12 protein-coding genes are annotated in these 13,270 nt (G+C 72.9%); 7 read left to right on the top strand and 5 right to left on the bottom strand.

Features of this window, described 5'->3' with window-relative positions:
* Positions 1 to 40: 40 nt before the first annotated feature.
* Positions 41 to 1,681 (top strand): DNA repair helicase XPB, encoded by a 1,641-nt coding sequence (locus LNW73_RS18445; RefSeq protein WP_250976426.1) that lies wholly within the window; start codon positions 41 to 43, stop codon positions 1,679 to 1,681.
* Here the strand turns inward: LNW73_RS18445 and LNW73_RS18440 are convergent.
* The gene (locus LNW73_RS18440; RefSeq protein ID WP_250990657.1) at positions 1,653 to 2,891 is read right to left on the bottom strand and encodes a glycosyltransferase 87 family protein; all 1,239 of its coding nucleotides are present in this window, start codon (positions 2,889 to 2,891) and stop codon (positions 1,653 to 1,655) included. The genes LNW73_RS18445 and LNW73_RS18440 overlap by 29 nt on opposite strands.
* Positions 2,892 to 2,940: 49 nt before the next feature.
* Positions 2,941 to 3,111 (bottom strand): hypothetical protein, encoded by a 171-nt coding sequence (locus LNW73_RS18435; RefSeq protein ID WP_187144921.1) that lies wholly within the window; start codon positions 3,109 to 3,111, stop codon positions 2,941 to 2,943.
* Positions 3,112 to 3,399: 288 nt separating this feature from the next.
* On the opposite strand from LNW73_RS18435, the gene LNW73_RS18430 reads away from it, so the two are divergent.
* From LNW73_RS18430 to LNW73_RS18420, 3 genes are all read left to right on the top strand, one after another.
* Positions 3,400 to 5,478 carry a HelD family protein gene (locus tag LNW73_RS18430; protein ID WP_250990656.1) on the top strand — a complete coding sequence of 693 codons (2,079 nt, stop codon included), beginning with the start codon at positions 3,400 to 3,402 and terminating at the stop codon, positions 5,476 to 5,478.
* A 100-nt stretch (positions 5,479 to 5,578) separates the two neighbouring features.
* On the top strand, positions 5,579 to 6,286 hold the full coding sequence (locus LNW73_RS18425) for a response regulator transcription factor (protein WP_250990655.1): 708 nt from the start codon (positions 5,579 to 5,581) through the stop codon (positions 6,284 to 6,286).
* The gene (locus tag LNW73_RS18420) at positions 6,276 to 8,183 is read left to right on the top strand and encodes a sensor histidine kinase (RefSeq protein WP_250990654.1); all 1,908 of its coding nucleotides are present in this window, start codon (positions 6,276 to 6,278) and stop codon (positions 8,181 to 8,183) included. The genes LNW73_RS18425 and LNW73_RS18420 overlap by 11 nt, the downstream gene beginning before the upstream one ends.
* A gap of 484 nt (positions 8,184 to 8,667) precedes the next feature.
* Here the strand turns inward: LNW73_RS18420 and LNW73_RS18415 are convergent, their stop codons facing one another.
* A complete protein-coding gene (locus LNW73_RS18415) occupies positions 8,668 to 9,384 on the bottom strand; it encodes a copper homeostasis protein CutC (RefSeq protein ID WP_250990653.1) in 717 nt (238 codons plus the stop codon).
* A 60-nt stretch (positions 9,385 to 9,444) separates the two neighbouring features.
* On the opposite strand from LNW73_RS18415, the gene LNW73_RS18410 reads away from it, so the two are divergent.
* Positions 9,445 to 10,203 (top strand): HD domain-containing protein, encoded by a 759-nt coding sequence (locus LNW73_RS18410; protein ID WP_250990652.1) that lies wholly within the window; start codon positions 9,445 to 9,447, stop codon positions 10,201 to 10,203.
* A 95-nt stretch (positions 10,204 to 10,298) separates the two neighbouring features.
* Entirely contained in the window at positions 10,299 to 11,519 is a 1,221-nt protein-coding gene (locus LNW73_RS18405) for a Cmx/CmrA family chloramphenicol efflux MFS transporter (RefSeq protein WP_250990651.1), read from the top strand.
* Positions 11,520 to 11,550: 31 nt separating this feature from the next.
* On the opposite strand, the gene LNW73_RS18400 is transcribed toward LNW73_RS18405, so the two are convergent.
* Positions 11,551 to 11,841, bottom strand: a complete 291-nt coding sequence (locus tag LNW73_RS18400) for a DUF4031 domain-containing protein (protein WP_250990650.1) — start codon at positions 11,839 to 11,841, stop codon at positions 11,551 to 11,553.
* 46 nt (positions 11,842 to 11,887) lie between these two features.
* Positions 11,888 to 12,232, bottom strand: a complete 345-nt coding sequence (locus tag LNW73_RS18395) for a hypothetical protein (RefSeq protein WP_250990649.1) — start codon at positions 12,230 to 12,232, stop codon at positions 11,888 to 11,890.
* Positions 12,233 to 12,304: 72 nt separating this feature from the next.
* Between LNW73_RS18395 and LNW73_RS18390 the strand changes: the two genes are divergently transcribed.
* Positions 12,305 to 13,261 carry a MurR/RpiR family transcriptional regulator gene (locus tag LNW73_RS18390; protein WP_374118132.1) on the top strand — a complete coding sequence of 319 codons (957 nt, stop codon included), beginning with the start codon at positions 12,305 to 12,307 and terminating at the stop codon, positions 13,259 to 13,261.
* Positions 13,262 to 13,270: the final 9 nt, after the last annotated feature.

Here is a 13,270-nt window from a genome sequence, read left to right as displayed (position 1 = left end):
CTGGAGGCTTGCCTCCATCACGAACCGAAGGGTGTGGCACTTGAACAACGGGCCTCTCATCGTCCAGAGCGACAAGACGCTGCTCCTCGAGGTCGACCACGAGCGCGCGGACGCGTGCCGCCGCGCCATCGCCCCGTTCGCGGAGCTGGAGCGTGCTCCCGAGCACATCCACACCTACCGGCTGACCCCGCTCGGCCTGTGGAACGCCCGGGCCGCCGGGCACGACGCGGAGCAGGTCGTGGACGCGCTCGTCGCGTTCTCCCGTTACCCCGTCCCGCACGCGCTGCTCGTCGACGTCGCCGAGACGATGGACCGTTACGGCCGTCTCACCCTCAGCAAGCACCCCGTCCACGGGCTGGTCCTGACCAGCACCGACCGGCCGGTGCTGGAGGAGATCCTCCGCTCGAAGAAGGTCCAGCCGCTGGTCGGCGCCCGGCTCGACCCGGACACCGTCGTGGTGCACCCGTCGGAGCGCGGCCAGATCAAGCAGACGCTGCTGAAGCTGGGCTGGCCCGCCGAGGACCTCGCGGGCTACGTCGACGGCGAGGCGCACCCGATCGAGCTCAAGGAGGACGGCTGGGCGCTGCGCCCGTACCAGCAGCAGGCCGTCGAGGGCTTCTGGCACGGTGGCTCGGGTGTCGTGGTGCTGCCCTGTGGAGCGGGAAAGACGCTGGTCGGGGCCGGTGCCATGGCGACCGCCAAGGCGACGACGCTGATCCTCGTCACCAACACCGTCTCGGCCCGGCAGTGGAAGCACGAGCTGATCAAGCGGACCACGCTGACCGAGGAGGAGATCGGCGAGTACAGCGGTACCCGCAAGGAGATCCGCCCGGTCACCATCGCCACGTACCAGGTGCTGACGACCAAGCGGAAGGGCGTCTACGCGCACCTGGAGCTCTTCGACTCGCGCGACTGGGGCCTGATCGTCTACGACGAGGTGCACCTGCTGCCCGCGCCGGTCTTCAAGTTCACCGCCGACCTCCAGGCGCGGCGCCGGCTGGGCCTGACGGCCACCCTCGTCCGCGAGGACGGCCGCGAGTCCGACGTCTTCTCCCTCATCGGCCCGAAGCGCTTCGACGCGCCCTGGAAGGAGATCGAGGCGCAGGGCTACATCGCTCCGGCCGACTGCGTCGAGGTCCGCGTCAACCTCACCGACACGGAGCGGCTCGCCTACGCGACGGCCGAGCCCGAGGAGAAGTACCGCTACTGCGCGACGACGGCGTCGAAGCGGCGCGTCACGGAGGCGCTCGTCGCGAAGCACGCGGGCGAGCAGACGCTGGTGATCGGGCAGTACATCGACCAGCTGGACGAGCTGGGGGAGCATCTGGACGCCCCGGTGATCAAGGGCGAGACGTCGAACGCCCAGCGCGAGAAGCTCTTCGAGGCCTTCCGGCAGGGCGAGATCAGTGTGCTCGTGGTCTCCAAGGTGGCGAACTTCTCGATCGACCTGCCGGAGGCGACGGTCGCGATCCAGGTCTCCGGCACGTTCGGCTCCCGCCAGGAGGAGGCACAGCGGCTCGGCCGGGTGCTGCGGCCGAAGGCGGACGGGCACGAGGCGCGCTTCTACTCGGTGGTGGCGCGGGACACGATCGACCAGGACTTCGCGGCGCACCGGCAGCGGTTCCTGGCCGAGCAGGGGTACGCCTACCGGATCATGGACGCGGACGAGCTGCTGACCTAACGCCGCCGCGCCCCCGTGCCCGCCGCAGGCATAACGCCGTGCCGGCCAGGAAGGCCAGGCCCAGGAGCGGGTACGGGGACGCGAGGGGTTGTTGCCACCAGGGGAGGTGGAGGTCGAGGTCGCCCTGGTGGGGGGTGAGCCACATGCTGCGGCAGGCGAAGGCGACGGCGGTCGCGAGGACCGCGGCGCGGCGCCAGGGGACGCCACGGGTGTGGGCGGCGAGGAGGGCCAGGAGCGGGACGCACCAGACCCAGTGGTGCGACCAGCTGATCGGGGAGACCAGGAGCGCGGTGACGGCCGCGCAGAGTACCCCCCACGCTTCGAGGCCGCGCCGGGCGGCGCACGTGGCGACGGCGAGGCCCGCGGCGGCGGTGAGCGCGGCCGCGGCCACCCAGACGAGACCGGGGTGCTCGGTGTGCAGGAGCCGGGCGAGCAGCCCCTGGAGGGACTGGTTGTCGACGATCCAGGCCTTGCCGACGCGGTCGGTCTCGTAGAGGCGCGTGGTCCAGAAGTCGACGGAGGCGCCGGGCAGGACGGCGATGCCGACCAGGACGGTGCCGGCGAAGGCGCAGGCCGCGGTGATGGCCTCGCGGGTGCGGCCGGTCAGGGCGAGGTAGACGGCGAAGATCGCGGGGGTGAGCTTGATGCCCGCGGCGATGCCGACGGCGAAGCCCTTGCCGCGGGCGCCGTCGGGCCGGGACAGGTCCCACAGGACGAGGACGGCGAGCGCCAGATTGATCTGGCCGTAGACGAACGTCTGGAAGACGGGTTCCAGGCACAGGGCGCCGGCGGGCAGCGCGATCAGGGCGGCCGGGTGGCAGGCGGCGCGGGGGCGGCCCGTGCAGCGCAGCGACAGGTGGGTGAGGGCGGCGAGCAGCCCGAGGTTGCCGAGCACGAAGCCGCCGCGCAGAGCGCCGAGGGGCAGCCAGGTGGTGGGCACGAAGAGCAGCGCCGCGAAGGGCGGGTAGGTCGCCGGGAGGTTCCACCGGGTGACGCGGAAGCCGTAGAGGTCCTGGCCTGCGGCGACGGCGGCGCCTTCCGCCCGGTAGACGAGCAGGTCCGCCATCGGGACCGGATACCTCGAGAAGAAGAGCGCGTATCCGGCGAGGGCCAGCGCGAGGGCCAGCAGGGCTGCCAGGACGAGCAGCAGGCGGCGGGACGCAGCGCGTACGGAGGGTGGCGCCGGGTGCACCTCGCTGAGAGCGGTCACCGCCGCGACGTTAGTGGACCGCCGGGTGGGGGCCGTGCTCCGTCCTGGGTCAGCGGTGCTTGCCCTCGCTGCCGAGGAGGACGACCTCGACGGCGGTCTGCGCGAAGACGCGGACGGCGCGCAGGGTGCTTCCCAGCAGGTGGCGGGGGTGCTCGTGGTGGGTGCCGAGGGCGGTGCTGCCGGCGGCGGAGGGGCCTGGGGTGAAGGTTTCTGTGGTCATATCCCTACGGTAGGAAATCCGCCGTTTGCAGTACATCGGGCGGAAGTCTGAAGTCTCCCGTGTCACGTACGCCTCTGGGTTGACGTCCGTCCCCTAGGGCGCACCTGGGGTGAACCCTGAGGCCCCCCGAGGTGCCGCCCCGGTTGCGGGAAAAAGCATTCGCGGTGCGGCGGGCGGGAGCGTAAGATCCACCGTCTTGCCGCCTCCCGATGGGAGCGCCGCCGCCCGGACGGAAACCGGCCGGCTTCTCTCTTCTTCCCTGCGTACGCACAAGCCGGAGGCAACGCCGTGCCCCTGCACGACCCCGACCATGCCCAGGACGCGAACCCGCTCCGGGCCGAACAGACCCACCTCGCCGAATCCCGTTCCGCGCTGACCGCGATGCGCGCCGACGTGGAGGCGCTGGACATCTCCGACGTCACCGGCAACTGGGTCAACGCCAAGATCCTCGCCGCCGAGATCGACAACCGGATCAAGGCGCTCGCGGACCTCTCGCACACCCCGCTCTTCTTCGGCCGGCTGGACTATCTGCACGCCCCGGGTACCGAGCAGGCCGAGGGCGCCGAGGGCGAGCAGTTCTACATCGGCCGCCGCCATGTGCACGACGCCCACGGCGACCCGATGGTCATCGACTGGCGGGCGCCGGTCTCGCAGCCCTTCTACCGGGCCTCGCGCGCCGAGCCGATGGACGTCCGGCTGCGCCGGCGGTTCGGCTACACCGGCGGCGAACTGACCGCGTACGAGGACGAGCACCTCACCGACCCGGCGGAGGCCGGCACCTCCAGCAAGCTGCTGCAGACCGAGATCGAGCGGCCGCGCGTCGGCCCGATGCGGGACATCGTCGCCACGATCCAGCCGGAGCAGGACGAGATCGTCCGCGCCGGCATCGGCGGCACCGTGTGTGTGCAGGGCGCCCCCGGCACCGGGAAGACCGCCGTGGGTCTGCACCGTGTCGCGTATCTGCTGTACGCGCACCGCGAGCGGCTCGCCCGCACCGGCACCCTCGTCATCGGGCCGAACAAGTCCTTCCTGCAGTACATCGAGCAGGTGCTGCCGGCCCTGGGAGAGCTGCAGGTCAAGCAGGCGACGGTCGACGACCTGGTCGCGCATGTCACGGTGCGCGGCACGGATCCGGCGGAGCGCGCCCGGATCAAGGGCGACGCCCGGATGGCGGAGGTGCTGCGGCGCGCGGTGCGCAGCGGCATCCGGATGCCGAAGGAGCCGATCGTCGTGGTGCGCGGATCGCGGCGCTGGCGGGTCCCCGCGTACGAACTCGAAGAGCTGGTCCGGGAGCTGATGGAGCGTGACATCCGGTACGGCGCCGCCCACGAGGCGCTGCCGCAGCGGATCGCGCACAACATCCTCGTCCGCATGGAGGAGTCCGGGGAGGCGCCGGACGACCGCGTCCAGGACGCGGTGGCCCGCAATCCCGCCGTCAAGGCCGCGGTGAAGGGGGTCTGGCCGAAGGCCGACCCGGCGAAGACGGTGCTGCGGCTGCTGTCCGACGCCGAGTTCCTCGCGGAGTGCGCGGAGGGGATCCTGACGCCGGAGGAACAGGCGACGCTGCTCTGGGAGAAGCCGCCGCGCAGCCTGGCCTCGGCACAGTGGTCGCCCGCCGACACCGTGCTGATCGACGAGACGCTCGACCTCGTCCAGCGCACCCACTCGCTGGGCCATGTGGTGCTCGACGAGGCCCAGGACCTGTCCCCCATGCAGTACCGGGCGGTCGGCCGGCGCTGCTCCACCGGTTCCGCGACGGTGCTCGGCGACATCGCGCAGGGCACCACGCCGTGGGCGACCGCCAGCTGGGAGGAGGCCCTCACGCACCTGGGCAAGCCCGGCGCCCCGGTCGAGGAGCTGACCCGCGGCTTCCGTGTGCCGCGCGGCGTGATCGCCTACGCGTCCCTGCTGCTGCCCACCATCGCCCCGGGGCTGGCCCCCGCCACCTCGGTCCGTGAGTCGCCCGGGGACCTCGTGATCCGCCGGACCAGCGCGGAGGAGCTGGACGCGGCCGTTCTCGCGGCCTGCCACGACGCCCTCGGCCACGAGGGCTCCGTCGGCCTCATCGCCGCCGACGACCGCATCGCACCGCTCGCCGCCGCCCTGGAATCGGCCGGCCTGCCGTACCTCGCCCCCGGCGAGGAGACCTCGGCACAGGCCCGGCTCACCCTGGTCCCGGCGACGCTCGCGAAGGGCCTGGAGTACGACTACGTGGTGCTCGACGAGCCCGCCGCCATCGTCACGGGCGAGCCGGACGAGCGCACCGGGCTGCGCCGCCTCTACGTCGCCCTCACCCGGGCCGTCTCCGGCCTCGCGGTGCTCCACGCGAAGCCGCTGCCGGAGGAGCTGGCCGCCGGGCAGAGCTAGGCATCCGGCCGGTCTCCACCCTGACCAGCAGATATGAAGAAGTTGTCAGGTCGCGGTCGCGATCGTGTTCGGGCCGCTCCGTGCGCTTACGCTCGCCCTCATGTGCGCACACGTGCTGGTCGCCGAGGACGACGAGAAACAGGCCGAACTGGTCCGCCGCTATCTGCTGCGGGAGGGCCACACGGTCACCGTCGTCCATGACGGGCGCGCCGCCATCGAGGAGGCGCGCCGCCGGGAGCCGGACCTGCTCGTGCTCGACATCCAGATGCCGAGGGTCGACGGGCTGGACGTGGCCCGCGTCCTGCGGGCCGAGTCCGACCTGCCGATCCTGATGCTCACCGCCCGCACCACCGAGGACGATCTGCTGCTCGGCCTCGATCTGGGCGCCGACGACTACATGACCAAGCCGTACAGCCCCCGCGAGCTGATGGCCCGGATCCGCACCCTGCTGCGGCGCAGCGGCGCCCGCAAACCTGAGGCCGTGCCCGATGCCGTGCTGCGCGTCGGCGGGCTCACCGTGGACCCGGCGCGGCACGAGGTGACCGTCGACGGCAGACCCGCCGACTGCACCCCCGGCGAGTTCCACATCCTCGCGGCTCTGGCCGCCCTGCCGGGCCGGGTCTTCAGCCGGGCCCAACTCCTGGACCACGTCCACGGATTCGACCGGTACATCACCACCAGGACGGTCGACGTGCACATCATGAACCTGCGCAAGAAGATAGAACCGGACCCCCGCCGGCCCCGCTACCTGGTGACGGTCTTCGGCGTCGGCTACAAGCTGACGGACGGCGCGCACGATGGCCCGTGAACCCCGGCCGGCCCGCGGCAAGGTCCCGTTCCGCAGAAGCCTGCTCGGCCGGCTGCTGTTCTCCTTCGTCCTGGTCGCGACCTGTTCGGTCGCCGCCACCACCTGGCTGGCCGTCCAGACGACCTCCGGTTCCATCCAGCAGGAGCAGAGCCGCTATCTCGCCAACGACGCCCTGATCTACGGCAAGCTCGCCGAGTACGCGGCCACCCACGCGAACTGGGACGGCGTCGCGCCCACCGTCCGGCAGCTGGCCGCCACCACCCAGCGCCGTATCGCCGTCACCACCCAGGACCGGCGGCCGGTCGCCGACTCCGCCCCGCCCGGCTCCCTGCTCCCGCAGACCCAGTCGGCGGCCCTCGACCCGCTGCACGTCGACGCCACCATGGTCCCCGGCGCCACCGCGGGCGACATCGACCCGCGCGCCGTCGGCCCGTTCCGGCTGTTCCCCGGGGAGCGCAACCACCTGCACGACCTCGCCCGGCGCAGCGTCTCCTGCCTCGCCGACTACATGATCGCCGGCGAGATCGCCGACGGCCCCAGCGGCCGTCCGCACATCAAGGTCGTCGGCGGCGACCCCACCGACGTGCTGGACGAGTCCTGCGGCGGCAGAAGGCTCGCCGCCCCCACCGCCACCGAGAGCTCCGCCCTCGCCGACCTCAACTCCCGTCTCAAGAAGTGCCTCACCACCGAGAACCTGCCGATCCTCGAACTGAACCCCGACCTCACCTGGGGCAGGGGCGCCGCGGCCGCCCAGGGGCCCAGCCCCGTCCCGACGCCCAGCGCCGTCCAGTCGCCCCGGAACGTCCAGTCGCCGCGGGCCGTTCCCACCCCCGCCGTCCGCGACCCCAAGGGCGGCGGCATCACCGAACGCAAGACCGCCGACTGCGTCGACACCGCGCGCCGCGACCAGCTCCGCGAGTTCGTCGCCCCCGCCGCGTACCTCTTCGTCACGGACCCGAGCGGCGCCACCACCCCCGGCTTCGCCCTCTCCCGCTCCAACACCCTGCGGGTCGCGGGCGTCGCGGGCCTCGTCCTCGCCCTCGCCGCCGCCGTCACCCTCCTGCTCGCCGCCCGCCTCATCCGCCCGCTGCGCGCCCTCACCGACGCCGCCCAGCGCATGCGGGACGGCGACGACTCGGCGCGCGTCACCGTCGCCACCGGCGACGAGATCGGCCGGCTCTCCGCCGCCTTCAACGACATGTCCCAGGAGCGCCAGCGCCTCGCGGAACAGCGCAAGGCCATGGTCAGCGACGTCGCCCACGAACTGCGCACTCCGGTCAGCAACATCCGCGGCTGGCTCGAAGCGGTGGAGGACGGCATCGCGGAACCCGACGACGCCCTCAACTCCTCGCTCCTCGAAGAAGCGCTCCAGCTCCAGCACATCATCGACGACCTCCAGGACCTGGCCGCCGCCGACGCCGGGACGCTCCGCGTCCACCCCGAAGCGGTGCGCCTCGGCGACATCCTGGAACAGGTCGCCGCCGCCCACCGCGCCCGCGCCGCCTCGGCCGGCGTCGCCCTCACCGTCACCCCCGGCGACCTCGGCCTCCAGGCCGACCCGGTACGCCTCCGCCAGGCGGTCGGCAACCTCGTCTCGAACGCCATCCGCCACACCCCGCCGGGCGGCAGCGTCTCCCTGCGCGGCTACGCCGACGACGACCGCATCGTGATCGACATCACCGACACCGGCACCGGCATCGCCCCCGACGACCTCCCCCACGTCTTCGACCGCTTCTGGCGCGCCGAGAAATCCCGCAACCGCCAGACGGGAGGCAGCGGCCTGGGCCTGGCCATCGTCCGCCAACTCGCCGAATCCCACGGCGGCACGGCGACGGTCACCTCCGCAGGCCGCGGCCACGGCTCAACGTTCACCCTCCGGCTCAGCGGCGGGGCCTGAACCCCAGCCCCCACCGTGCCGTTCCGCCTGCGGCGAGCCGCGCCGCCTCCGACGGGGGTGCGGGTACGTGGCCCCCACAGCACCGTTACGCCTGCGGCGAGCTTTCCCCCACCCACCCGCCCTCTCCACCTGCCGGTGGGGGTGCACGTACGACGGCCCGCGCGGACCGTTGCGCCTGCGGCGAGCTATCCCCACCCTCCCCCAACCTTCGGCCGGGGGTGCCCCCACCACCGCCGTCACGAATGCAGGTCACAAACAACAGCCGCGCTCCCACCGGCCGGCTGTGACGCGAGGGGACCGGGGCCGCAGGGGTGGGGGTTCGAAATGCTGCCGAGCTATTTGTGAGCCGCTGGGGGCACCCCCGGCCGAAGGTTGGGGGATCGTAAATAGTCGATTTCGAACCCCCGCCCCGGAGGGCCCGGGCGCCGGAGCCACCAACCGGCCCGGAGGGCGCGGGCACCGGAACCAAAAAACCAACCCCCGCCTAACCCACCGGCACAGGCCCATCCAGCAACGCCCGCCACTCCCTCATCGCACCCACGTCCACAGGGGAAGCCCAGCCCGCAGGGCGAACCGCCCCGCCGACGTGGAACGCGTCGATCCCCGCCGCCCGCAGCGCCGGCAAATGCTCCCTGTTCAACCCGCCCCCCACCAGAATCCGCGGCTCGTACCCCGGTTCCGGCGCCGGCTCCGCCGACGTCCGTGCCGCCTCGGCGACCAGCACCGCGAGGCCGTCGTCGACGCCCTTGGCCGAACCGGCCGTCAGGTACGTGTCCAGCCCCGGCAGCCCCGCCAGCTGCAACCGCACCGCGTCACGGTCCGCCGCGCGGTCGATGGCGCGGTGGAACGTCCACCGGCAGCCGTCGATGACGTCGGCGATCGCGTAGACCGCCTCGAGGTCGGCCCCGCCGCGCCCGTCGAGGAAGCCGAGGACGAACTCGTCCGCACCCTCGCGGCGCAGCCCCTCGGCCGCCGCGCAGAGCGCGTCGATGTCGCCGGCGCCGAAGCCGTCGGAGAGCCGCAGCATGACGCGCAGCGGGATGTGCACGGCGGCGCGGATGGCGGCGAAGGTCTCGCGGGACGGGGTGAGGCCGTCCGCGGCCATGTCGGTGACCAGCTCGAGGCGGTCGGCACCGCCGGTCTGGGCCGCTACGGCGTCGTCGACGCCGAGGGCGATCACCTCGAAAATTGGTCTAGACATATGACCAAGAGTGCCACAATCGCCACCCCCGCGCGAGCCCTCAGGCGCACAATAGCCACCATGGCTGTCACCCCCGCGACGAAGCACCCGCAGCATGCCGCATTGCTCACCCAATGGTGTGACCTGCTGCGCCGCACCCGGGTCGCCCCGATTTCGGACACTCCCGCCCCTGCACCTGCCCATGCCCCCGCACCCGCGCCCGATGCCGCCTACGGCGAGGACCTTCTCGGCCGGTGGAGCGAGGAGCAGCGCTGGTATCACACCACGGATCACCTGGTCGCCGTTCTCGACCACATCGCCGAGCTGGCCGCGTACGCCGACGACCCGGACTCCGTACTGCTCGCCGCCTGGTTCCACGACGCCGTCTACCGCCCGGACCGCTCCGAGAACGAGGAGCGCAGCGCCCGGCTGGCCGAGCGGGCGCTGGCCAAGGCCGGGGTCGGCGCCGCGCGCATCGCCGAGGTGGTCCGGCTGGTGCTGCTCACCACCAGCCACGACCCGGCGCCCGACGACCGCAACGGCGAGGTCCTGTGTGACGCGGATCTCGCGGTCCTGGCCGGCGAGCCGGCCGCGTACGCCGCCTACGCGGCCGCCGTCCGCCAGGAGTACGGCTTCGTGCCGGACGACGACTTCCGGTCCGGCCGCGCCGCCGTGCTGCGCCAGCTGCTGGATCTGCCCCGGCTCTTCCGCACCCCGGTCGGCCACGAGCGCTGGGAGCACATCGCCCGCCGCAACCTCGGCACCGAGCTGGAACTGCTCCTCGCGACGGGTCCCACGACGGGTCCCGCGACCGGCCCCACCACCGATCCCGCCACCTGACCCGGCTCGGGCGGGTCCGGGAATACGCGGGAATACGCAGGTCACCCGAGGCGCTGGTAACTGTTATGCCCTCCGCCGACGCCAGCCGCTCCCGCATGCCCGTAGCCGTCTACGTCCTCGGGCTCAGTGTCTTCGCGCTCGGCACCTCGGAATTCATGCTCTCCGGTCTGCTGCCGCCGATCGCCGACGACCTCGGCGTCAGCATCCCGCAGGCCGGACTGCTCATCTCGGCGTTCGCGATCGGCATGGTCGTCGGGGCACCGCTGCTCGCCGTGGCCACGCTCCGGCTGCCGCGCCGCACCACCCTGATCGCGCTGATCACGCTCTTCGGCCTCGGGCAGGTCGCGGGGGCCGTGGCGCCGAACTACGCGCTGCTGTTCGCCTCCCGGGTGATCAGCGCGCTCGCCTGCGCGGGCTTCTGGGCGGTGGGCGCGGCCGTCGCGATCTCTATGGTCCCGATGAACGCGCGGGCGCGGGCGATGGCCGTGATGATCGGCGGACTGAACATCGCGAACGTGCTGGGCGTCCCCGCCGGCGCCTTCCTCGGCGACCAGTTCGGCTGGCGCTCCGCGTTCTGGGCGGTGGCCCTGATGTCGGCGGTGGCGCTCGTCGGCGTGATCGCGCTCATCCCCCGCATACCGATCCCGGAGGTCCGCCCCCGGCTCCGCGAGGAGCTGCGGATCTACCGCGACGGCAACGTCTGGCTGGCCGTCGCCATCACGGCCCTCTCGGCGGGCGGTGTGTTCTGCGCCTTCAGCTATCTCGCGCCGCTGCTCACGGATGTCGCCGGGCTGCCCGAGGGCTCGGTGCCCGCGATCCTCGGCCTCTTCGGGGTCGGCGCGCTGATCGGCACCGCGATCGGCGGCCGTTTCGCGGACGCCCACCTGTTCGGCGTAATGATCGGCGGCATCACCGCGTCCACGGTCTTCCTGGGCGTCATGGCGCTCACCGCGCAGAACCAGATCGCCGTGATCGTGCTCTCGTTCCTGCTGGGCCTCTCGGCGTTCTTCACCGCGCCCGCGCTCAACGCCCGCATCTTCAACGTGGCGGGCGCCGCCCCCACCCTCGCCGGTGCCACCACCACGTCCGCCTTCAACCTGGGCAACACCGGCGGGCCCTGGCTCGGCGGCCTCGTCATCAGCGGCGGTTTCGGCTTCGCGGCCACCGCCTGGGCGGGCGCCGCGATGGCCGCGGTCGCCATCGGCCTCGTGCTCGTCTCGTCGCGCCGGCACGGCGCGAGCCGCGTCATCGCGAGCCACCCGGTGCCCGGGGTCCCGGCGCCCGCCGAGGTCACCGGCGCGACGCACGCGGGCTGACCTCGACCCCCGCAGGCCGGCCTCGACGCACTCAGGCCGACGCGGCCGACGCGTCACCCGCCGGCGGGGCCTTACGGCGGCGCAGCCCCGCGCCGATGAGCCGCCGCACGATCTCCTTGCTGCCGACCTCCACCGCGCCCAGCTCGACGGCCGAGGCGTAGCGCGCGGCCGGAACGTCGTAGTGGTCCCGTTCGAACGCCCGCGGCGGGCAGCCGAGGCGCGCCGCGAATGCGTGCAGCTCGTCGTAGGAGACGTCGCTGACCAGGTGCGACCACATACGGCCGTGCCCCGGCCAGGTCGGCGGGTCGATGTAGAGCGTCATGAGAGCGCCGCCCTCAAGGGCTGCGCCCGCGTCCGCGGTGCCATCGTCAGCTCAGCCCGCCGACCGGGGCGACGACCGCTCCGGCGGTCTCGCAGACCCAGTGCGGGTCGGGCCCGAGCTCCGGTTCGACGGCGAGCCCGTGCGGCTCCTCGCACAGCGGGCACAGCGGCCAGCGTCCGAAGTGCGCCAGCAGCGCGTCCTGGACGTCCTGGGCGACCAGCCCGGCGACGAACTCGATGCCCTCGGGCCACTGCTCGACCCACCAGCGCCGCTGCGCGACGGCGTTCTCGACCAGGGAGACGACGTCCGGCCCTGCGACGTCCCGGGCGGCGAGGTCGGCGAGGATGAGCGCCCGCGCGCCGTGCAGGGCCTCTTCCAGATCACGATCCATCCGTCCATTCTGCCTCCTGTCCCCTTGACGCCCCCACCGCCTGAAAATATCTTTCAAGGTGTGACCTACAGCGTGAAGGAAACTTTCCCCCAGCGCGCACGGCCATCGCGTGACGCGTCCGCCGCGTCCACCGTGCCCGCCAAGAGCCCCGACCCCGGGACGCTGGCGGCCACGGTCCGTACGGTCGGGCCGTCGATGACCCGCTCGATGCAGCGGGTCGCCGAGGCCGTGGCCAACGACCCCGCCGCCTGCGCGCACCTCACCGTGACCGCGCTGGCGCAGCGCACCGGCACCAGCGAGGCCACCGTCGTCCGCACCGCGCGGCTGCTCGGCTATCCCGGCTACCGGGATCTGCGGCTGGCGCTCGCCGCGCTCGCCGCGCAGCAGGCGGCGGGCGTGCCGCCCGCCGTGACCGCGGACATCGCCGTGGACGATCCGCTGACCGAGGTGGTCGCGAAGCTGGCGCGCGAGGAGCAGCAGACGCTCGCCGACACGGCCGCGCAGCTCGACGTGGCGCAGCTGGAGGCGGCCGTCGGGGCCCTCGCCGCGGCGCGCCGTATCGAGGTGTTCGGGATCGGCGCGTCCAGCCTGGTGGGCCAGGACCTGGTCCAGAAGCTGCTGCGGATCGGGCTGATCGCGCACGCGCACGGCGACACGCACCTGGCCATCACCAACGCGGTCCAGCTGCGGGCCGGCGATGTGGCGATCGCGATCACCCACTCGGGCAACACCCATGACGTCATCGAGCCGCTGCGGGTGGCCTTCGACCGGGGTGCGACGACGGTGGCGATCACCGGCCGCCCGGACGGCGCGGTCACCCAGTACGCCGACCATGTGCTGACCACGTCCACCTCGCGGGAGAGCGAGCTGCGGCCGGCCGCGATGTCCAGCAGGACCAGTCAGCTCCTCGTGGTGGACTTCCTGTTCATAGGCGTCATGCAACGCACCTACGAGACCGCCGCGCCCGCCCTGTCCGCCTCGTACGAGGCGCTGGCCCACCGGCACAGTCCGCGCGCCTCCCGCTCCTGACCGGAGCCC

It is taken from the genome of Streptomyces sp. RKAG337, from assembly GCF_023701715.1.
GTDB lineage: Bacteria > Actinomycetota > Actinomycetes > Streptomycetales > Streptomycetaceae > Actinacidiphila.
Note: the sequence above shows the minus strand (reverse complement) of the source record. Positions and strands in the feature narration are given on the sequence as shown.